The 21,317-nt window shown below is 67.1% G+C and carries 18 protein-coding genes and 3 pseudogenes; 18 read left to right on the forward strand and 3 right to left on the reverse strand.

Annotation, left to right across the window (positions count from 1 at the left end):
* Nucleotides 1-442 precede the first annotated feature (442 nt).
* Nucleotides 443-1,015, forward strand: a complete 573-nt coding sequence (locus BCEP18194_RS01060; RefSeq protein WP_011349426.1) for a hypothetical protein — start codon at nt 443-445, stop codon at nt 1,013-1,015.
* 163 nt (nt 1,016-1,178) lie between these two features.
* Here the strand turns inward: BCEP18194_RS01060 and BCEP18194_RS01065 are convergent, their stop codons facing one another.
* Complete coding sequence (locus tag BCEP18194_RS01065; protein ID WP_041492403.1) at nt 1,179-2,348, reverse strand: porin; 1,170 nt, start codon at nt 2,346-2,348, stop codon at nt 1,179-1,181.
* 651 nt (nt 2,349-2,999) lie between these two features.
* On the opposite strand from BCEP18194_RS01065, the gene BCEP18194_RS01070 reads away from it, so the two are divergent.
* Nucleotides 3,000-4,136 (forward strand): TIGR03364 family FAD-dependent oxidoreductase, encoded by a 1,137-nt coding sequence (locus tag BCEP18194_RS01070; RefSeq protein WP_425266309.1) that lies wholly within the window; start codon nt 3,000-3,002, stop codon nt 4,134-4,136.
* Between the two features lie 129 nt (nt 4,137-4,265).
* On the opposite strand, the pseudogene BCEP18194_RS41960 reads toward BCEP18194_RS01070, so the two are convergent.
* Nucleotides 4,266-4,535: pseudogene (locus tag BCEP18194_RS41960) on the reverse strand (hydroxymethylglutaryl-CoA lyase); the annotation flags it as partial.
* Between BCEP18194_RS41960 and BCEP18194_RS41965 the strand changes: the two are divergent.
* The 14 genes and pseudogenes from BCEP18194_RS41965 to BCEP18194_RS40965 all read left to right on the forward strand — a co-directional run bounded on the left by BCEP18194_RS41965 (nt 4,509) and on the right by BCEP18194_RS40965 (nt 16,252).
* Nucleotides 4,509-4,889 carry a hypothetical protein gene (locus BCEP18194_RS41965; RefSeq protein WP_041492405.1) on the forward strand — a complete coding sequence of 127 codons (381 nt, stop codon included), beginning with the start codon at nt 4,509-4,511 and terminating at the stop codon, nt 4,887-4,889. The pseudogene BCEP18194_RS41960 and the gene BCEP18194_RS41965 sit on opposite strands and share 27 nt — an antisense overlap.
* A 770-nt stretch (nt 4,890-5,659) precedes the next feature.
* Complete coding sequence (locus BCEP18194_RS01090) at nt 5,660-6,448, forward strand: enoyl-CoA hydratase/isomerase family protein (RefSeq protein WP_011349431.1); 789 nt, start codon at nt 5,660-5,662, stop codon at nt 6,446-6,448.
* 172 nt (nt 6,449-6,620) lie between these two features.
* Nucleotides 6,621-8,153, forward strand: coding sequence for a class I adenylate-forming enzyme family protein (locus BCEP18194_RS01095; RefSeq protein ID WP_041492406.1), 1,533 nt, complete (start codon nt 6,621-6,623; stop codon nt 8,151-8,153).
* Complete coding sequence (locus tag BCEP18194_RS01100; RefSeq protein WP_011349433.1) at nt 8,150-8,950, forward strand: SDR family NAD(P)-dependent oxidoreductase; 801 nt, start codon at nt 8,150-8,152, stop codon at nt 8,948-8,950. The genes BCEP18194_RS01095 and BCEP18194_RS01100 overlap by 4 nt, the downstream gene beginning before the upstream one ends.
* A gap of 9 nt (nt 8,951-8,959) precedes the next feature.
* Nucleotides 8,960-9,727, forward strand: coding sequence for a crotonase/enoyl-CoA hydratase family protein (locus BCEP18194_RS01105; RefSeq protein WP_011349434.1), 768 nt, complete (start codon nt 8,960-8,962; stop codon nt 9,725-9,727).
* Between the two features lie 2 nt (nt 9,728-9,729).
* On the forward strand, nt 9,730-10,710 hold the full coding sequence (locus BCEP18194_RS01110) for an NAD(P)H-dependent flavin oxidoreductase (protein WP_011349435.1): 981 nt from the start codon (nt 9,730-9,732) through the stop codon (nt 10,708-10,710).
* A 23-nt stretch (nt 10,711-10,733) separates the two neighbouring features.
* Nucleotides 10,734-11,855 (forward strand): annotated as a pseudogene (locus tag BCEP18194_RS01115) (acyl-CoA dehydrogenase family protein).
* 33 nt (nt 11,856-11,888) lie between these two features.
* On the forward strand, nt 11,889-12,308 hold the full coding sequence (locus BCEP18194_RS01120; protein WP_011349438.1) for a hypothetical protein: 420 nt from the start codon (nt 11,889-11,891) through the stop codon (nt 12,306-12,308).
* A gap of 24 nt (nt 12,309-12,332) precedes the next feature.
* Complete coding sequence (locus BCEP18194_RS01125) at nt 12,333-13,484, forward strand: thiolase family protein (RefSeq protein ID WP_011349439.1); 1,152 nt, start codon at nt 12,333-12,335, stop codon at nt 13,482-13,484.
* Entirely contained in the window at nt 13,459-14,103 is a 645-nt protein-coding gene (locus tag BCEP18194_RS38595; protein WP_011349440.1) for a hypothetical protein, read from the forward strand. The genes BCEP18194_RS01125 and BCEP18194_RS38595 overlap by 26 nt, the downstream gene beginning before the upstream one ends.
* 79 nt (nt 14,104-14,182) lie before the next feature.
* Nucleotides 14,183-15,337 (forward strand): annotated as a pseudogene (locus BCEP18194_RS01135) (aldehyde dehydrogenase family protein).
* An 18-nt stretch (nt 15,338-15,355) separates the two neighbouring features.
* Entirely contained in the window at nt 15,356-15,652 is a 297-nt protein-coding gene (locus BCEP18194_RS40960; protein WP_157687085.1) for a hypothetical protein, read from the forward strand.
* A gap of 29 nt (nt 15,653-15,681) precedes the next feature.
* Nucleotides 15,682-16,095: a zinc-binding dehydrogenase gene (locus tag BCEP18194_RS01140; RefSeq protein WP_050781528.1), complete on the forward strand. Its 414-nt coding sequence runs from the start codon at nt 15,682-15,684 to the stop codon at nt 16,093-16,095.
* Between the two features lie 7 nt (nt 16,096-16,102).
* Complete coding sequence (locus BCEP18194_RS40965) at nt 16,103-16,252, forward strand: hypothetical protein (RefSeq protein ID WP_157687087.1); 150 nt, start codon at nt 16,103-16,105, stop codon at nt 16,250-16,252.
* Between the two features lie 76 nt (nt 16,253-16,328).
* Here the strand turns inward: BCEP18194_RS40965 and BCEP18194_RS01150 are convergent, their stop codons facing one another.
* A complete protein-coding gene (locus tag BCEP18194_RS01150; RefSeq protein ID WP_244272829.1) occupies nt 16,329-19,103 on the reverse strand; it encodes a LuxR C-terminal-related transcriptional regulator in 2,775 nt (924 codons plus the stop codon).
* A gap of 433 nt (nt 19,104-19,536) precedes the next feature.
* On the opposite strand from BCEP18194_RS01150, the gene BCEP18194_RS01155 reads away from it, so the two are divergent.
* Both BCEP18194_RS01155 and BCEP18194_RS42225 read left to right on the forward strand, forming a co-directional pair.
* The gene (locus BCEP18194_RS01155) at nt 19,537-20,880 is read left to right on the forward strand and encodes an AraC family transcriptional regulator (RefSeq protein WP_081436518.1); all 1,344 of its coding nucleotides are present in this window, start codon (nt 19,537-19,539) and stop codon (nt 20,878-20,880) included.
* 77 nt (nt 20,881-20,957) lie between these two features.
* Nucleotides 20,958-21,089: a hypothetical protein gene (locus BCEP18194_RS42225; RefSeq protein ID WP_279626882.1), complete on the forward strand. Its 132-nt coding sequence runs from the start codon at nt 20,958-20,960 to the stop codon at nt 21,087-21,089.
* Nucleotides 21,090-21,317 lie beyond the last annotated feature (228 nt).

Here is a 21,317-nt window from a genome sequence, read left to right on the forward strand (position 1 = left end):
TTCTGTCGGGCGAAGCCGCGGCCATTTCGCGAGCTCGCACGCGCGCGATGTTTTGCGTCAACGTGGATGGTCTGGCATCCCTGTCGGAGGATGTCTGCAGGATCGAGTCGTGTCTCGCCGAGCGCGATCGCTTCGACAGTGAAGTGATGACGACACTGGCATCGCGACGTGCTCGAACGGATCGCGCGGAGCCGGCTGATGCGCGAGTCGCCCGATCACGACGCCACGACGTCACGACGCACGGGTAGCGCGCATGACGCCGCGGGGCGATGTATGGTGAATCCCTTGCAACGGGTTTCGGCTCCGTACGGCGCGGGCTCGTGCATGGAATTCGCTTGCGTTCGCATGGATCCATTGCTATCACAGTGACACGGGTTGCAACGCCGCTACGGGCGTGGCCTTTTCATCTGCGTGAACCTGTCCACGAAAGGAATCGATCACAGTGACTGCGCCCATTGCCAAAAAAATCATGATCATTCGTCACGCGGAAAAGCCGGACGACAACGGCAAGCCGTACGGCGTGAACGCGAACGGGGAGCAGGACAAGGAGAGCCTGATTCCGCTGGGCTGGCAACGCGCCGGCGCGCTGGTTGCGTTGTTCGATCCCGCGCGCGGCCCGCTGCAGAGCGCGGTGCTCGCGAAGCCGGGCGTGCTGTTCGCGGCGGGCGTTGCGCCGCATGCGAAGAGCCGGCGGCCGACCGAGACGGTCACGCCGCTGAGCCAGCGCATACCGCTCAAGCTCGACACGACCTATACGAAAGGGCAGGAGGCCGACGTCGCGACGGCGGCGCAGCGCAGCCAGGGCGTCGTGCTGATCTGCTGGCAGCACGAGGACATCCCCGCGATCGCCGCCCATCTGCCGTTGTCGAACGGACCGGTGCCGTCGAAGTGGCCGGGCGAGCGTTTCGACATCGTCTGGGTGTTCGACCTGCAGCCGGGTACCGGGCGCTACGCGTTCAGCCAGGTGCCGCAGCAACTGCTGGCGGGCGACTTGCCGTCGGTCATTGCGTCGTGACGTGCGTGTATTTGCCGTGACGAAGTCGGCGAGGAACCCGCGAGGGCAATGATCGCCAGGCAGGGCGATGCGAAGCGCGGACCCAAGGGGAAGCAAGGTCGCGCGTGAGGCCGCCGGGCGGCCCCGGCTGCACGCTGGCACCCGGGACCGTCCGGCGTCTCGATCAGAACTTGTGACGCAGGCCCAGCGCGACGATCTCCTGCGATTTCGTGCCGGCGTAGCCGTACGAACCGATCGACGCCTGCGCATCCTGCGTGACCAGCTGCCCGCTCGCGTTCACGACCTGCTGCTGGCCGCTCGCATGCTGGTACGCGCCGATCAGGTAGAGGTCGGTACGCTTCGACAGCGAATAGTCGGCACCCACCGATACCTGGTGATACTTCGCGTCGACGTTGCCGCTCGCCTTCGTGTACGCATAGCCGATACCGAGCAGCAGCGGCGCCGATGCCTGGTACGTGACGAATGCGCGACCGGTGTTGTACTTCTGCGTGTTGGCGAAGCCGGCGAGCGAATCACCGTCGCGCCGGTACTGCGCGTTGCTGTAGCCGAGGCCCAGCGTGACCGGGCCGATCGCATACTGCCCCGCGACCTGTGCGATGCCGATGCTCTTCGCGCTCAGGTAGCCGCTGTTGATCGGGCCGTCGAAGATCGCGTCGGACGAACCGCTCCAGCCCGTGGCGCGTGCGACGCCGTTCACGTTGTTGGTGTAGAAGTAGCCGCCGGCGATGCCCAGCGGGCCGTTGTTGTACGCGGCTGCGATCGCGTACGTGAGGCCCGAGCCCGTCGAGCCGGCGACGCCGCCGAAGCCGTACATCGCTTCGACCTGCAGGCCGGACAGCACCGGCGACGTGTACTTGACCGTATTGCTCACGCGCAGGCTGTTGTCGTTGTTGTCGACGTCGCCCGGCGTCGCGAAGATGCCGCCGAAATAGTTGTCGCCGGTGACACCCTGAACCAGGTCGACGATCGGATCGTACTGGCGGCCCAGCGTGACGGTGCCGTACTGGCTGCTCTGCAGGCCGACGAACGCCTGGCGGCCGAACATGCGGCCGCCCTGGCCGAGGCGGCCCGTGCCCGAATTGAAGCCGCTTTCGAGCTGGAACACGGTCTTCAGCCCGCCGCCCAGATCCTCGCTGCCCTTCATGCCCCAGCGGCTGCCCGACAGGTTGCCGCTGCCCATTTGCCACAGATTGTTGCCGGTGCCGCTGTTGCCGTGAACGTACGTGATCGACGTGTCGATCACGCCGTACAGCGCGACGTTCGACTGTGCGTGCGCCACGCCGGCGACACCCAGCAGCGACAGCGAGAGAGCGGACAGTGCGAACTTCTTCATCGTTGAATTTTTCATGCGAGAGCGGTGCTTGTTTAATTAAGGACTGTGAATCAATTGAAAGGTCGATCCGAACGCTCGCGGCGATTCCGTCGACCCTCCGTTGTGTCCGTCGGCCGGATTCCCGATGACGCGATTTCCGGAGACACGGCAGTGTTGCGGCCCTTGGTGACATGCACATGAAAAACCACAAAAGAGCATTAATTGGCTGAAATTGCCACGTCGCGTTGCGGGCGACGGAGATCCGCTTCGGATGCGTGACAAGGCTGGGGGTGTGTTGCGTGGATTGCTGTTCCGATGGGCGAGCGCATCGTGTTCGAGCGATACAGTCACTGCTTTTCGACCGGTTATCCCTATGCCGACGGTGGAATCGATCAACGTGATTGGAGCGCGGGCGAATGCAGCGAGCCGACGGTTCGACGTAAACTTCCTCCGTGTCGTGAAATGGCAAAATATGCCAATTAATGCTTTTTTGTGGTTTTTCATTCGGATGTCATCTCGCGTCGCGATAGTGCGGAATCGGGCGCCAGTCCCGGGAGCGCACGGGTCCGTTCGCCTCGCACCCGGGAATACGTCCATGGGACGCGACCAGCAGCAACCGATGCGCTCGCCCCGAAGGGGCGGCGCGTGTCATCTCGACAGAAGGAAAGTGCAATCGTGAACGCTATCGCAGCGGCAGATTCTTATGACGTGGTCGTCGTCGGCGCCGGTATCGTCGGCCTCGCCCATGCCTATACGGCAGCACTCAAGGGGCTGCGCGTCTGTGTGATCGAACGCGACGCCGCCTGCGTGGGCGCGTCGATCCGCAATTTCGGCTTCGTTACCGTCACCGGGCAGCACGCCGAACACAGCTGGCGGCGTGCGCGAGCGAGCCGCGAGGTCTGGGCGGACGTCGCACCGCAAGCCGGCATCGACGTGCTGCACAAGGGCCTGCACCTGATTGCGCGTCGCCCCGAGGCGATGCACCTGATCGATGCCTTCATGCAGACCGGCATGGCCGACGGCTGCCGGGTCTTGACGCCCGGCGAAGCGGCGGCCGTGGCGCCGGAGTTGCGGCTGGACGGCGCGCAAGGCGTGCTGCACAGCCCGCATGAACTGCGCATCGAGCCGCGTACCGCGATCCCGCAGCTGGCCGCCTGGCTGGCGGAACGCTTCGACGTGCGGTTCCGCTACGGCGAGATGGTGCACGAGGTGCGCACGCCGACCGTGCGTACGTCGCGCGGCGTGGTGCACGCGGAGCGCGTGATCGTCTGCGGCAATGCGGACAGCCGTCACCTGTATGGCGACTGGTTCGCGCGGCACAAGGTGCGGCTGTGCCAGTTGCAGATGCTGCGCGTGCGGCCGCGCCGCCCGCTGGCGCTGCACGCCGCGGTGATGAGCGACCTGAGCCTGCTGCGTTACTCGGGTTTCGCGGCGCTGCCGGCCGCCGACGCATTGCGCACGCGCCTGAAGGCGGAAGAGCCCGTGTGCCTCGGATACGGCATCCACCTGATCGCGGTGCAGAGCGCCGACGGCAGTCTCGTGGTGGGCGATTCGCATGAATACGGCGCTGCACCGCTGCCGTTTGCGACGCAGGAGATCGATGCGCAGATCGTGCGCCTGCTGCACGAGACGCTCGAGATGCCGGAACTGGACATCGTCGAACGCTGGACCGGCAGCTATCCGTCGGCGGCCGATGCCGATTGCGTGATCGAGGTACCGGACGACGCTACACGTGTCGTCGTCGTGACGAGCGGGGCGGGGATGAGCACGGGTTTCGGGATCGCGCAGGATGTGTTTGCCGCTTGGTGAGCCGGGCCTGGAATGAGCTCGGCGCATCAAAAGGACTCGGGAGGACAATGGGCGGCAACGAGATCTGATCGCCGTGATGCGAAGGACAGCAGGTCTCCGTCCATCGAATGCGCCTGGCACTCTGACGATTCATGGTCGGAAGACGGCACGCTCCGCAAGATCACTGTTACGCGCTGCCAATGCACGGCCTGCGCGCGAACCGTATGGACGACCCATCGACCGGCAGATGAACTCCCCGGTCTCGACCGCCGCAGTCAGATCGACACCGGTTTCGATGCCGAGCCCCTGGAGCAGGTACAGCAGATCCTCGGTGGCGACGTTGCCCGTTGCACCTTTCGCATACGGGCATCCGCCGAGACCGGCGACGGACGAATGAAAGATCGTCAGCCCGGCCTGCAATTCATCGCATGGATTGCGTTGCGACGCGGAGTCGATCGGCCGCTCGGCCTCGCTCACGAAGCCGCGGGGCGGCTGGCCGCCGGCGACCTGACCCGGCAGCTCGCCGTGCAGCGCAGCGACGTGATCGGCGCGACGCTCGATTCGCTGAACGGCATCAATTCGGGGCTGACGAAGCTGTTTGCGGGCGTTCACGTCGCGACGGGGACGATTCATCTTGCCGCCGGCGAAGTCGCGGCGGGCGACCTGGACCTGTCGCGGCGCACGGAAGAGCAGGCCGCGTCGCTTCAGCAGACGGCGGCCAGCATGACGGAGCTCGCGCAAACGGTCAGGCAGAACGCCGAGCGCGCGCGTTAGGCTAACGCCGTTGCCGCGCGTGCCACCGATTCGGCACGTGCCGGCGATCAGTCGGCGCAACCTCAGCGCGAAGCTCGGCGCGAACAATCGCACGCAGGCAATCGCAATTGCGCGTCGCACGGGCCTGATCGGGTAACCGGTCGATCACCGGCGCGTGCCCGCCGCACGGGAGGCATGGCAATTTCCGCCAGCCGATCGCATAGATTGGCATCTTTCGCTCTCCAGATTTTCCATCGGGTGCCACACAATGGACCAGCCAGGGCCTGCTTACGGCTGTTGCACGCAGCGACGGCGAGATAGGGCCGGACGCGCGGCGGGAGACCCGCGCCTTCCGACAAACCTCATTTCCAGCAGTTCACCCCGATGACCGAAGCACTAATCTACGACCACGTCCGGACGCCACGTGGCAGGGGGCGCGCCGACTGCGCGCGACTCGAAATCACCGCGTTGCAGCTCGCCACGCAGGTGTGGGCGGCCGCGCGTGATTGCACGATGCTCGACATCGCGCTGGTCGACGACGTCGTGATTGGCATCGTGTCGCCGGTCGGCGAGCAGGGCGCCGTACTGCACAGATGCGCCGGCGCGGCCCGGTGCGGCCGCCGTCGACCGGATGGTCGACTCGTTCGGCCGAGCCGGCCGCGTGATGCGCCGGTGCCGGGCGCATACACCGCCGCTCCTGTCCGCGTCGCGTGTGTCGTCGTGCGAGGCGGGCATCCTGCCACGCGGGGAAGCCGGTGTGGCGAGCCCCGCATCACCCGAGAGAGCGAACCATGCAACAGGCATCCTCCGAGCCGCTGCGCTATCGCGTCGAACAGCAGGTCGCGCGCATTCACTTCAACCGTCCCGACGCGCTGAACGCGCTCGACGTGCCTACCGCGCGCGGCTTCGCGCAGGCCTGCCGCGCGGCGGCCGGCGACCCGACGGTACGCGCGGTCGTCATCAGCGGTGAGGGGCGTGCGTTTTCCGTGGGCGGTGACCTCGCCTGCATGCGTGAGGACCCCGTCGACGGCGCGGCGTTGCTGATCGATCCGATGCACGAAGGCATCGGCTTGCTGGCCGAAATGGATGCGCCCGTCGTCGCGAGCCTGGCCGGCCTCGTCGCGGGCGGCGGGCTGGGGGGCGCGCTCGCGGCCGATCTGGCGATCGCCGGCGCGGGCGCCCGCTTCAGCTTCGCCTATACGCAGGTGGGCGTCAGCCCAGACTGCTCGACGTCATGGCAACTGCCGCGTGTCGTCGGCCTGCGCCACGCGATGGAGATCGCATTGCTGGGCGATCGGCTCGACGCGGAAGCCGCGTTGCGGCTCGGGCTCGTCAACCGCGTGGTGCCTGATGACGCGCTCGAACAGGAAGTCGACGCGCTTGCGCAGCGGCTCGCGGCCGGCCCGACCCGCGCGTATGGGGAGACCAGGCGCCTGCTACGCGCGTCGTTCGATCGCCCGCTCGACGTACAGCTGGACGCCGAACGCAAAGCCTTTCTGCGCTGCGCGCGGACCGAGGATTTCACGGAAGGAATGAGCGCGTTTTTCGCGAAGCGCGCGCCGTGGTATTGCGGGCGATAGTGCGTAGCCGCGTGACGATCCACGCGCGCGAAAATCGTCGGAAGCGACGAAGAATGCGAATCAGGCCAGCCATAGACTGGAGTCAAACAAGTCAGGAGACGCGCAGATGATTGTCCGATCAGAGGCACCGTGCAAGACCGTCCCTGCGTCGCCATTCGACGCAGGCGCTTGCGTGCCGAATTCCCTTGAACACTGGGCGGCTGACCGCCCCGACGATATCGCGATCGTCGACGGCGACACGACCCTGACCTTCCGGGCGTGGAACGATGCCGCAGACCGCGCAGCCCGCGGCTTGCTCGATCTCGGCGCGCAACCGGGCGACATCATCGCGATCCGGTCGCAGATCCGCCACGAGTGGCAGATCGTGCACGCCGCCGCGGCCAAGCTCGGCTGTTCGGTGCTGCCGTTCAACTGGCGCCTCACGACGGTCGAGACCCGCTTCGTGCTGGAAGACAGTCGGGCCACCTTCCTGGTGTTCGACGACGACGATCCGGCCGTGTGCCTCGCCGCCAGCGAAGGTTTGCCGCTCAAGGCCCGGATCTCGCTCGGCGCCGGGCAGGCGCCCGATGTCGTTCGATTCGCAAACCTGATCGATACCCCGGCGCCGACGCACCTGTTTTCGACAGGTCGTCCGCCGCTGATCATCTACACGTCCGGCACGACCGGGCGGCCGAAAGGCGTTGCGATGATCCGTGCGGAAGTCACGCCCGAGATGCTCGAGTATGTGCAGAGCATCGAGGCGGTCGACCCGCAACGCGCGGGCGCCGTCACGCTGCTGACGCTGCCGATGCATCACGGCGCGGGCCCGAATCTCTGCTGGAACGCGCTACGCGCCGGCAACCCGATCGTGATGATGCGCCGCTTCGAGCCCGAGGCGGCCCTCGCCGTGATCGAGCGCTGGCGGGTCAACCACTGGACCGTCGTGCCGACGATGCTCAAGCGCGTCGCGTCGCTGGCGCCCGACGTGCTCGCCCGCTACGACATCTCGTCGATCCGCTCGATCCGGGTCGGCGCCGCACCCGTGCCGAGCACCGTGCGCGAATGGACCATCGGCCATTTCGGCCACGTACTGCACGAAGGCTACGGCGCAACCGAGGTCGGCATGATCGCGCACCTGCGTCCGGAAGACATGCAGCGCAAGCCCGGTTCGAGCGGCCTTCCGCATCGTCACGTGCACATCCGCATCAAGGACGAGTCAGGTCATGCGCTGCCGGCCGGCCAGGTCGGCGCGGTCTGGGTGAAATCACCGGTCGTGATCGACCGCTACCTGAACGGCCCGATGCTCGGCCGCGACGTGCTCGACAGCGACAGCTACTTCGCGGTGGGCGATGCCGGGTGGCTCGACGAAGACGGGTTCATCTACCTGAGCGACCGCATCAAGGACATGATCATTTCGGGCGGCGTGAACATCTATCCGGCCGAGATCGAGGCCGCGATGATCACGCATCCCGCTGTCCAGGACGTCGCAGTCATCGGGATTCCTGACGACGAGTTCGGCGAAGCGGTGAAGGCGTTCGTCGAGCTCAGGCCCGGCATGTCGCTCGATGCGGACACGCTGCAGGCGTTCATCCAGCCGTTACTGGCCTCGTACAAACGGCCGCGCACCATCGAATTCGTCGCGGAGCTGCCGCGCAGCACGATGGGCAAGGTGCTCAAGCGCGAACTGCGCAACCCCTTCTGGAAAAATCAGGAACGAAGCGTATGAATCAGGAACAGACGTTGTTTGATCTCGAGGGCCGTGTCGCACTGGTGACGGGTGCAGGACAGGGCGTCGGCAAGGGCATCGCGCAGATGCTCGCGGCGTTCGGCGCGTCGGTCGTGGTCAACGACTACTTCGTCGAGCGCGCGCAGGACGTGGCGGGCGAGATCGAGGCCGCCGGCGGCAAGGCAATCGCGGTGCAGGCCGACGTGACCGATTACGCCGGCGTCGAGCGCCTGTTCGATACGGCGAATCGGCACCTCGGCGGCGTCGACATTCTCGTCAACAATGCCGGCAATTCGGGTGCGCAGCCCGACCGGCGCGACAGCCGCAAGCCGTTCTGGGATACCGAGCCCGCGGACTGGCAGCGCTTCCTCGGCGTGAACCTCGACGGCGTGATGAACTGCTGCCGGCACGCGCTGCCCGGCATGGTGGAGCGCCAGCGCGGGCGGCTGATCACGATCATTTCCGACGCGGGCCGCTGCGGCGAAGGGCACGGGCTCGAGGCGTATTCGGCGGCGAAGGCCGGTGCGGCCGGGCTGACGCGCGGCATCGCGCGCAGTGCGGGGCGCTATGGCATCACGGCGAACAACATTGCGATTTCGGCGACTGAAACGCCTGCGATAACGGCGGCGCTCGACAACGCGGAATTCATGAAGAAGGTGCTTGCGTCGTACGTGATCCGCCGGGTCGGCCAGCCGACCGACATCGCGGCGATGGCGCTGTTCCTCGCGTCCGACGCGAGCAGCTGGATCACCGGGCAGACCTACCCGGTCAATGGCGGTTTCTCGTTCTCGATGTAAGGCGCGACGATGAACGAACCTCTCGTATTGACCGAACGCCGCGGCCCGATCCTGATCGTGACGATCAACCGGCCGCAAGCGAAGAACGCGTGCGATGCGGCCACCGCGCGCGCGATGAACGACGCGGCCGACCTGCTCGATGCCGACGACTCGCTGTTCGTCGGCATCGTGACCGGCGCGGGCGGCACTTTTTCCGCCGGCGCCGACCTGCGTGCGGTCGCACGCGGCGAAGCGGCGTCGACGCCGGAGCGAGGCGGCTTCGGCATCTTCCGGCGGCCGCCGTCGAAACCGGTGATCGCAGCCGTCGAGGGCGTCGCGGTGGGCGGCGGCATGGAGCTGTGCATGGCGTGCGACCTCGTCGTCGCGGCGAGCGATGCGCGCTTCGGCCTGCCGGAAGTGCGGCACAACGTGCTTGCGATCGGCGGCGGGCTGTTCCGTACCGTGCGGCGGATCCCGTACAACATCGCGATGGAATTCCTGCTGACCGGCGAAATGCAAGCCGCCGACACGATGCAGCGCTGGGGCTTCGTCAACCGCATCACCGAGCCGGGCGCGGCGCTCGCGGGCGCGATCGAGCTGGCGGAACGGATGCTCGTCAACGGGCCCACCGCGCTCGCGGCGACCAAGCAGGCGGTGCGCGCGTCGATCGACTGGCGGGAGGACGACGCCTGGACGCTGCAGATGCCGATCGCGAACCGGGCGCTCGAATCGGAAGACCGCAAGGAGGGCGTGCAGGCCTTCCTCGAGAAACGCAAGCCGGTGTGGAAGGGGCGTTGACGATGCGCGGCCTGCCTTCCCGGATCACGCAGCGCCTGCGACTGCCGCTCATCGCCGCGCCGATGCTGCGCGTGTCGGGCCCCGACCTCGTGATCACCGCGTGCCTGAACGGCGTGGTAGGCGCATTCCCGACCGCAAACGCGCGCAATCTCGACGAACTCGATGCGTGGCTGACGCGGATCGTCGCGACGCTCGCGCAGATGCCCGGCCGCGCCGCACCGTGGTGTCCGAACCTGATCATGCATCGCGACGCCGGCCGGCTGCGCGACGAAGTCGCGCTGATCGTCAGGCATTGCGTGGAGATGGCGATCACGAGCGTCGGTTCGCCGGCGCCGGTCATTCCGGCACTGCACGCAGCCGGCTGCCTCGTGTTCGCCGACGTCGCGTCGATTCGGCACGCGCGGCGTGCAATCGAAGCCGGTGCCGACGGCCTGGTCTTGCTGACCGCGGGGGCCGGCGGCCAGACCGGTTGGCTCAACGGCTTCGCGTTCGTGCGTGCGGTGCGTGCATTCTACGATGGACCGATCGTGCTTGCCGGCGGCGTGAGCGATGGCGCGGCGCTGTTCGCGGCGCGTGCGCTCGGATGCGATCTGGCGTACATGGGCACCCGCTTCATCGCGACCGACGAAAGCCTCGCGTCGGACGCCTACAAGACGATGCTCGTCGGGTCGGATGCCGACGACGTGATGCTGACGCGAGCGGTCACCGGGCTGCCGGCCAGCATGCTGCGGCCGTCGCTCGTCGCGGCCGGGCTTGATCCGGATGCCCTTGACGAATCGATCACGCCCGAGCGTGCGCGGGTGCTGTTCGGTCAGGCAAAGGACACCGAACGGCCGGCCCGCTGGAAAGACATCTGGAGTGCGGGACACGCGGTCGGTGGCGTATCGGGCGTGCAATCGGTCGAACACCTCGTCGCGACGACCGAGCGCGAGTACGACGCGGCGCGGGAACGGATGGCGGCCATTACAGGGGGGGCGCGATGACGATCGATTTCGGGCCCTCCTGGATGGACGAGGATCTCGAGCTGTACCGCACGTCGGTGCGCCGCTTCGTCGAAAGCGAGATGCTGCCGGGCGACGAAGCGGCCAGGAAGCGCGGCCACGTCTGCCATGAGATCTGGCAGCGCGCGGGCGAGCCGGGTTTTCTTTGCACCGACATTCCGGACCGCGATGGGGGCGGCGACGGCGATTTTCGGCACGAGACCGTGCTGTACGAGGAAATGGCGCGCCGCAGCCTGACCGGCATGTGCCCGTCGATCCACTCGATCGTCGCGCATTACTTCCTGAATCACGGCACGGAAACGCAGAAGCATGTATACCACGCCGCGCATGGCGCGCGGCGAGATCGTCGGCGCGCTGGCGATGACCGAGCCGGGCGCCGGCTCCGACCTGCAGGCATTGCGAACGCGCGCCGAACGGGTCGGCGATCACTACGTGCTCAACGGCACGAAGACCTTCATCACGAATGGCCTCCTGGCGGGCGTCCTGCTCGTGGTCGCGAAGACCGATCCGGCGAAACGCGCGGGCGGCACGTCGATCCTGATCGTCGAGACCGAGGATTGCCCCGGTTTCCGCGTCGGGCGTCTGCTCGACAAGATCGGGCTGAAGGTGCAGGACACCTGCGAGCTGTTTTTCGACGACGTACGCGTGCCGACGGATCGCGTGCTCGGCGGTGTCGACGGGCAGGGCTTCTACCAGATCATGTTGGACCTGCCGTACGAGCGGCTGATCATCGGCGTGATGGCGGCCGCTGCGATGGAGGGCGCGTACGACGCGACGCTCGACTACGTGCGCAATCGCGAAGCGTTCGGGCGGCCGGTGGCTGAATTGCAGAACACGCGCTTCAAGCTCGCGGAGATCGCCACGACGATCAAGGCGACCCGCTGCTTCATCGACCGTTGCGTCGGGGATCTGGTCGCGGGGCGGCTGGACATCGCGACCGCGTCGATGGCGAAGCTGTGGGGTTCGGAGCAGCAGAATCGCGTCGTCGACGAATACCTGCAGCTGTTCGGCGGCTACGGCTTCATGAACGAATACTGATCGGCCGCATGTACGGCGACGCGAGCATCCAGCGCATCTACGGCGGCACGAGCGAAATCATGAAGGAAGTCATCGCGCGCGCGATGTGACGCCGCGCTTCATCACGATCGGAGATATGGACCATGTTGCCTTTGCTTGATCCCGCGCTCTATGCGGAAACGGGAACCGACGTGCTTCCCGGCGCGCCTGCGCTGCGGGCCGTGCGCGCACCCGGCGGGCAGATCAGCTTTCCGCCGCAGCGCTACGGCTGCCGGGTATCCGGCGCGAGCGGCGCCGAGCTCGAGGACGTGCTGCTGACCGGGCGCGGCCGCCTGCGCGCGTTCGCGACCGTGCACATCCATCCGAAACCCGTGCCGGCCGTGCCGTTCACGATCGTCGAAGTGGCGCTGGAAGACGGGCCGGTGGTGCGCGGCCTGCTGTCCGCCACGCAAGCGCTGCCGATCGAGCATGGCGCCGTGCTCGTGACGCGGCTCGAGGAGACCGTCGACGAAGCCGGGCAGGCCGTGCGCGCGCTGCGCTTCGTCGCCGCCGATCCCGCCTGACCTGACGCATTCCACTTTTCCATCATGGTCAAGACACTCTCGGAACTTCGGCCTGTCTACGTCGTCGGCGTAGGCTGGCATCGTTATCAGGAACCGACCGGCACGCCGTACGTCCAGCTCGGTCTCACCGCGGTCCGGCAGGCGCTTCAGGACGCGCGCGCGCAATGGGCGGCCGTCGACACCAGTTACGTCGGCACCGGCCGGCTCGGAATCGCGAGCGGCCGTCCGATGCTCAGCCACCTCGGCAGCAACGAAGGGTCGATCGTGCACATCGAGAATGCATCCGCGTCGGGTTCGGCGGCGTTCCGGCACGCATGCATCGAAGTCGCGGCCGGGCTCGCCGACATCGGCCTCGCGGTCGGTGTCGACAAGATCGACGGACCGACGCAGATCGCGCTGACGAAGACCGGTATAAGCGATCTCGCGCGCGACGCGATCGCGCCGTTTACGCACTACGCGCTGCTGACCGACGCGTACATGGCCCGGTACGGCGTCGGCATCGATGAGATCGCACGGGTCGCGGTGAAGAATCATCGCAACGGCGCATCGAATTCGAATGCACATCGCCAGAAGGTGCGCTCGCTGGACGACGTGCTGAATGCGCGCGCGGTGTCCGGCCAGTTGACGACGCTGCAGTGCTGCCCGGTCGGCGAAGGCGCGGCGGCAGTAGTCGTCGCGTCGGAAGAAGGCATCCGCCGGCACGGGCTCGATGCGGCGCGCGCGATTCGCGTCGCTTCGTCGGCGGCGATCAGCGAGACCGTCTACCCGGCCGGCGTCGATTTCGACGCGGAACTGACGCGCCGCGTCGGTAGCTGCGCGATGCAGCAGGCGCAGGTGCATCCGGTCGACCTCGACGTGCTGGAACTGCACGACGCGTTCGCGATCGAGGAACTGCAATACATCGAGGCGCTCGGCCTGTGCAACCCCGGCGACGCGGCACGCAAGCTGAAGGCGGGCGCCTACGACATCGGCGGCGAAATGGCGGTGAGCCCGTCCGGCGGGCTGATCGCGATGGGGCACCCGCTCGGGCCGACCGGGATCGGCCAGATCGGCGAAATCACGATGCAGTTGCGCGGCGAAGCCGGCGCGCGCCAGCATCGCGGCGCGAAAACGGGTCTCGCGCATATGGTTGGCCTCGGGGCCGTCGCCTATGCGCATGTACTGCGGCGTGACTGAGCGCATGCAGATATCGACAGATCCTCCCGGCGCGACGAGTCCGTCGCCAGCGTCGCGCCGTCCCGCTGATGCACGGCTGGTTTACCCGTTCTCGCGCGGCCGCGCGCCAGGCGCCATGCGTGAACTCGCGTTCGGCGTGCGCTGGATCAGGCTGCCGGTGTTGCTACACATCGGCGTGTGGGTGATCGCCGATGGCAACGGCTGGGCGATCGTCGATTGCGGGATGTTTACGGCCGAGACGGTCGCCGCGTGGGAATCGCTGCTCGACACGCTTTCGCGCCGCGTGCCCGACAGCGCGCTGGTGCTGCCCGCACACGGGCTGCCGTTTCGCGGACTGCACCTGCGGCTCGCACAGCTCGCGGCCGGGCACGCGAACGGGCTTCAGCGGCTGCGCGGCGCGTTGGCCGAGCCCGTGCGTGTTGTCGATCTGCTCGGCGCGCTGTTCCGGTGCACGCTCGACGGCTCGGCGTGGCAGTTGAGGCTGGCCTCCGGCGAATGCATTGCGCACCTGAATCGGCTGATCGCGCAGGGTGAAGTCGAGGCGGCGCGAGATGCGGGCGGGGTGGACTGGTACCGGCTGACAGATCGGTCCATGCGGGCGGGCACGAGAGCTGGCTGATCGGCGGCGTGTGGCTTGTGCCCGCCGCGCATCGGGTGGGCGCTGCCGGCATATTGGAGCGAACCAGGAGATGACATCCATGCAGGTGCGTAGCGATTTCTATATCGACGGCTGCTGGCAGCCGCCGGCGGGGCAACGCAAGCTCGACGTGATCAGTCCGCATTCGGAGGCGAGGATCGGACAGGCGCCCGAAGGCACACCGGCCGACATCGACGCAGCGGTTGCCGCCGCGCGTCGCGCATTCGATCACGGCCCGTGGCCGCGGCTCGCCTCATCGGCGCGCGCAGCGCACCTGCGTCGTTTCGCACAGGGCATCCGCGCGCGCAGCGCCGAGTTCGCGGTCGCGGTGTCGCGCGAGGGCGGTTTTCCGATCGCGACGTCGGAGCACGTCCATGTGTTGCGCGCCGCGGATTTCGTCGACTACTACGCGGACCTGATCGAGCGGTAGCCGTTCGAGGCCGCGCGCGAAGCGATGCAGTTCGATGCACGCGTCAGGCACCTGCCGGTTGGCGTGGTCGGCGCGATCGTCCCGTGGAACATTCCGATCCTCGGCGCGCTGTCGAAGCTCGGGCCCGCCCTGGCCGCCGGGTGCACGACGGTGCTCAAGCCGTCGCCCGACACGCCGCTCAGCAGCTTCCTGCTCGCAGAGGTCGCGCGGGCGGCCGACCTGCGGCCGGGCGTGTTCAATCTCGTGTCCGCCGGCACGGCCGGCAGCGTGCGGCTCGTCGAACATCCGGGCGTCGACAAGATCGCGTTCACCGGGAGCACGGCCGTCGGCAAGCAGATCGCGCGCGGTTGCGCGGATACGCTCAAGCGCTGCTCGCTCGAACTGGGTGGCAACGCGGCCGCCATCGTGCTGGACGACGCACCGCTCGAGCTGGTCGCGCAAGGGCTGCTGCTGACCGGCCTGATCAACAACAACGGCGAGGCGTGTATCGCGCAGCGCCGGATCTTCGTGCCGGAGGCGCTGCAATCTCGTTTCGTCGATGCGCTGCATGCGTCGGCCCAGGCCGTGCAGGTCGGCGACCCGGAGGATCCGAAGACGCAGCTCGGTCCGCTCGTCACGAAGGCGCACGCAGAACGCGTGCGCGGCTATATCGAGATCGGCAAGGATGAAGGCGCGTCAATGATTTCCGGCGGCGGCACGGTGCCGGGGCTCGGGCGCGAGCTGGGGCCGGAAGGGCTGGCGGAATATCTCGAAACCCAGGTCGTCCTGCGCCCGCTGGCGCACTGAGCCGAACAGGAGCACACCATGAAAATCACCGCAGCAGTCGTCGAACGAAAGAGCGGGTCATTCGTCCTGCAGGCGCTGGAACTCGAAGCGCCGCGCAACGGCGAAATCCTTGTCCGCATGGTCGCGGCGGGCATTCGAACCATTGCGGATCGCAGGGCGTGCTCAATCTGTCCGGCGCGCGGCCCGACGGCACGACCAGTCTGTCGCGCAACGGTCAAGCCGTTGCAGGGCAGTTTTTCCGGCAGTCGAGCTTCGCGACCCATTCGCTTGCGCACTGGAACAATGCGACGTAGATTCCGGCCGATCTCGACCTGAAGCTCGCCCCCGCGTCCGCGTGCGGCGTGATGACCGGGGCCGGCGCGGTGCTCAACGGGCTGAAACCCGACGCCGGCACGAGCATCGCGGTGTTCGGCTGTGGTCCGGTCGGGCTCGCCGCGATCCTCGCCGCGCGTACGGCCGGATGCGCGACGATCGTCGCGATCGATCGATCGATCGCACCGCGTTCGCGGCCCGAGATGGCCCGCGAACGCGGTGCGACGCACGTGATCGATGCCGGCGCGGGCAGTGCGGTCGCGACGATCTATTCGATCGTGCCGGGCGGCATGCATACCAGCATCGACGCGACCGGCGTCGCGGCGGCCAGTGCGGTTTGCTCGGCGTCTCGGCGTCTCGGCGAAGGGCGCGGAGGTGACGCTGAGCCAGCCGCACGTCGCGCTGGCGGGCGTCGGCATCCGCGGGTTCCCGAGTGGCCTGGCTGAACCGGACGTGTTGATTCCGCGCCTTATCGACCTGTATCTGCAAGACCGCGTCCCGATCGACCGGATCGCTTCGCACTTCCCGTTCTCGGAAATCGAGGTGGCGATGCAGGAGGCAGAGAGCGGGCGCGCAATCAAGCCGATCCTGCGGTTCGAGTGATATCGGGCGACGCACCGTGCCGCCGCGATGTGGCCTGATGGCGAGCCGGCGGCCACGGTTGCGGCTGTCGGCGACGTCAGTCGACCAGCCCGAGCCGCCGCCCGGCCGCGACGGCGCTCGTCCGGTTCGGTACGTTCAGCTTTGCGTTGATGTTGCGCAAGTGCGTGCGGACCGTGCTGTCCGACACGAACAGTTTCTCGGCCAGCGCACCGTTCGAATAGCCTTGCGCGAGCAGTTGCAGCACGCGAAGCTCTTTGCGCGTCAGCGATTCGGCAGGCAGAGCCGTGCCGTCTTCCGGCACGCTTGCCGGGGGCGCTTCGCGCTCGACGTCGAAGGGCGCGATGCATGCGTGCAGATACTCTTCCAGTAGCGGATCGCGTGCGCGCGTCGCGCCGTCCGCCTGGCAGCGCAGCGCCAGTTGCGCCGCGAGCGGACCCTCGTCGACGAGCATGCGGACGAAACCTTCGGCGCACAGCGTGCCGATCAGCGGGGCGGCGGCCGCGAGCGCGTCGCGCTCGTGTCGGGCGCGCAGCGACGCGAGGCATTCGAGCACCCGTAATTTCATTTCGCGCCAGCGCCGCCCGTCGGCGGCGGCCGCGCCGCGCGCCTGCGCGAGCGCGCGGGCCGCCGCGTCCGGATCGCCGAAGTGCAGTTGCCAGCGCAGCTTCGCGATCGTCAGCGTTTCCACTTCGTGCGCCGGAAAGCGCAATGCCTCGATGCGTGCCCAGGGCTCGGCAGCTGCCTCGGCGAGGTCGAGCTGCGAGCGCGACGCCTCGGCATTGCCCTGCAGCAGCAGCAATCTCGCACGCTCCAGGTGAGCGCTCGCCACGACGCGCGGCAGGCGGCGATCGTGGCCGAGCCGTTCGAGTTGCGCGAGCAGCAGGAAGGCCGGGTCGATATCGCCGCGCTGAAAGGCGAGGCGGGCCAGCATCGCGTAGCCAGCGATTGCGTGATCGGGCAGGCCGATGTCGCGCGCGAGCGGGACATAGACGTTGAGCAGCGGCTCCGCTTCGCTCACGCGGTCGGCTTCGTAGAGTGCACGCGCATACAGCAGGCCCGCCCACGCGTTGCCGTCGGTGAAGCCGGTCGCTTCATGACCGCCCGCGATGGTCGCGGCCAGGTGAAAGCGCGCGGTCGCCAGCCGGAGATGTCCTTCCTGAAGATCGAGCAGGCCTTCCGTCGCTTCGCTGTACATCCGGTTGAGCACGCTTTGCGGGTCGCCGAGTGATTTCGCCGCGCCCAGCAGACGGCGCGCTTCGTCGCGATGTCCCATTGTCGTTGCGACGTTGGCGACCAAGTTGACGAGCGAGCTGTGTGCGAACGGGTGTGCGTTCGGCAGCGCGGCGAGGCAGCACCGGCCTTCGTCGTACGCATCCTCGACGCGGTCGAGCGTGGCGAGCAAAGCGACGTGACATGCGCTTGCGTGCGCGCGCACCGTATCGGATGAGGCCGAGAGCCAGCCCGACGCGCCCAGCAGCGCCATCGCCTCACCCGGGCCGCGGGTCAGGCATACCGTCCATGCGTGAACGATGCCGACTTCAGCGTGGTCGGCCACGCAACCGGCCGGTAGCCGAGCGAACCAGCGAGCCAGCAGGCGCAACCTGCCCTGCGCGAGAAAGTCGATCGCATGGCGCTGCAACAGTGTCGAGGCGCAAACGAAAGCTTCCGCATCGAGCGCGTGATCGATCGCCGGCACTGGGTAGCCGTTCCGTTCGTACCAGTGCGAGGCGGCGAGATGCAGGCCAGGCACGCGGTCCGGATGCCGGCGCACGAGCTGCGCGCGCAGGAATTCCGCGAACAGGCTGTGAAACCGGTAGGCCGGTTCGTGCGCGTCAACACGTACGACGAACAGGCCGGCCTTCTCGAGCGTCTGCAGCATGTGCTCGCCGTCGACGCCGGGATTGAGCGCACTGCAGACCGGAACACTGAACTGGCGAAGCACGCTGCAGCGAAGCAGAAAGGCCTGCACCGGCTCGGACAGACTTCCGAGCACGTCCTCGATCAGGTATTCGGCGATCGCCTCGTGGGAGCCCGAGAAGCGATCGATGAGTGCACGCGTCGCGTCGCGATTCTCGAGTGCGAGCGACGCGAGCCTGAGCGCTGCCGGCCACCCCTCCGTCTTGCGCTGCAGGTGATCGAGATCCTCTACGCTGAGCGCCATGCCGGTCTGGCCGTTCAGCATTCGGTCGGTTTCCGCGAGCGAGAAGCGTAGCTGCTCCGCATCCAGTTCGAGGAGTTTCCCCTGGGTGCGCAGGCGTCCGAGCGGCAGGTGCGGTTGGCTGCGCGAGCCGATCACGATGCGTCCGTGCCGTGGCAGCCGATCGACGATTTCCTGAAACAGCGCGATGACGCCCTGATCGTGAATGGCTTCGAATTCGTCGACGAATAGCACGAATGGCGTGGCGTGTGCTGCGATCCGGTCGAATACCGCGAGCGTGACGTCCTCGATTGACGGCATGTTGCCCGATGTCGGGCGTTCGCCGCCCATGCGCAGCAGGCACAGATTCAGGACGTGCAGCACACGGGACGGATCGTTGTCGCCCTGATCGAGCGTGAGCCATCCGGTATCGAAGCCCAGCCGGCCGAAGCGCGCGAAGCATTGCGTCATGACGGTCGTCTTGCCGAAACCGGCCGGGGCGCGCACGAGCGTGAGCGTGGCCGACTGCGCCGAGCAGACAAGATCGCGCGGTGCGACGCGTGAGATATCGGTTGCGCCGGCGGTCGGTGGCGACAGTTTCGCGGCGATCCGGGCATCGAGGTGCGCGCCGGTATCCGCGTGCGATGCAAACGGCGCGGGCGCCGCAACCGACATGTCGAGCGGAGCCGCGAAAGGTCGGGACAGTGATTTCATGTTGGCGTCTCGGCGGCTCGCCATGCATGACGCTGGGCGTGTGCGGCAAGCTCATTCAAATCAACGGCGCAGACGGGTGACGATATGCGTCGTCGAGGAATCCGGTCGCAGGCGTGTTCACGCCGCGTTACGTTCCTCATCATCCCGGTTCCTGCGGGTGACATCGATCGTACCGGTGTGGAGCTGGCGGCGGTATGCCTAAAACCGCCATGAGCATTGGCGCGATGGGTCATTGCGGACCGCGCGCTGACCTCTTGAATAATCGGAGGGGCTGTAATCGGTTCGTTGGCTGAAACGGCTTCGCTGTTGCGGTCACGCTTGCGCGGCAGATCGCCTCTGCCGTGCTTTCCGTTCGACGAGCGCGGCGGACGAGGCGCGATCGGGCTGCAGCGCAATCGATGCTGATGGGCGTTGCGCGAGGTACGCCGGATCGATGCGTTCGCACGCATGTCGCGTGGTACCACGCCAAATGACGACGACGTCTGGCGATCGACTTCGCGGTCCGGCACCGGCCCGTCAAGTGGGTGCCGGACAGACAGGTTTGTCCGCACCCGCCGTTCGGCCGGGTCTTTTCCACGATGGCCGGAACCGGTCATCCGCGTGCCGACGCCAGGTCACCGATCAATCCGGATCTGAAGCTGGTCTGCCTCGCCGGAGCACCGGCACGCACATTCGCCGGCGGGCGACGCGCTGGCGAGGCGGGTGTTTCTCCGGTACAGTCGCCGCAGATATCGGGTGGTGGGGAGGCAGGAACATGATGGCCGACGTGAGCAAGGTCGATGGCTCGATCGCGATGCATTTCGTACGCGAGGCGATCAGGGTCGCGCGGGCACGGGGCATCGATGTGGAGCGCATCCTGCTGGCATCGGACATCGAATCGGCGTTTGTCGATCTCGATTTCGCGCGCGTGACGCCGCAACACTACGGTCGTATGTGGCTGCTGCTCGCGGAGCAAATGGACGACGAATTCTTCGGCATGGACAGTCATGCGGTGAGAGCGGGCAGCTTCGCGCTCGCGTGCCGCTGCGCGCTTGGCGCGACCAGTCTCGAGCATGCGCTGCATCGCTTCACGCACTTCTATCGGGTGGCAATGGACGATCTGTGGCCGAGCGTCGAACGTCGCGACGGCCGCGCGTGTCTCGTGTTGACGAGTCGTGCGGGAACGCCGCGCCCCTTTGCGCTTTGCATGATGTTCGTGATTCTGATCGGCGTATCAAGCTGGCTGGCCGGTCGTCGGATTCCAATCACGGATGTCGAGTTCGGTGTCGCGGTGACCGACCACGTTGACGAATACCGGATGCTGTTCGGCGCGGCGACGCGCTTCGACGGTACGCGCACGTTCGTTGCATTCGACGAAACTTTCCTCGATCTGCCGGTGATCCGCGACGCCGCGTCGCTTGCCGTGTTTCTGCACGGCGCACCGTCGAACATCCTGCGACGCTACCGCGATCGCGGTAGCGTCAGCGCGCGGATCCGGCAGCATTTGCGCGGCATCGATGTGGCTGAGTGGCCGGATTTTACGGGCGTCGCGAACGCGATGCATGTCGCCGAGCGCACCCTGTTCCGCCGCCTCAGTGCAGAAGGGCGTTCATACCAGCACATCAAGGACGAGTTGCGGCGCGACATGGCGGTGCACCTGCTCGGCAACTCGACGCTCGGCATCGGCGACATCGCCGCGCAGCTCGGTTTCTCAGAGCCGAGCGCGTTTCACCGGGCATTCCGCAAGTGGACGGGTGAGGGGCCGGGTGCGTATCGCGCCACGGTGACGAAGGGATAGCGGCGCCATCGATCATGCGCGAAAGCGCAGTGTCAGTGCGTGAGCAGCGGCCCACGACGCGAGCGAGACTGGCGAGCGTGCAGGGCATCTGGTACGGGCTCTTCGCCCGCACGCCGTCGCTTCGCGTCTGCATCACGATGAAGACGGTCGCCATCGCCATCCTGGGCAAGCCGGGATCGAAGCGCATCGAAATCCGCAATGCCGGGTAGACAGCCGAGCGAGGCTTGACGAGCTGGACGGCGGACATGGTGTCCGCGCGCCGCGGTGCAATCGCCGCGGCATGGATCGCGCGCAGCCGTTGAGAAGAGTCGGGCGAGCGTTCATGTACGGAGTGCCGAAAATCGATGATGCCCCTCTCTTTGAGTAGGCGCTCAGCACTTCGACATTCGAGACTGATGCGGTACGGGCAGGCAGGTCGCCGACCCTCGCTTGTGACA

It is taken from the genome of Burkholderia lata (genome assembly GCF_000012945.1).
GTDB classification, from domain to species: Bacteria; Pseudomonadota; Gammaproteobacteria; order Burkholderiales; family Burkholderiaceae; genus Burkholderia; species Burkholderia lata.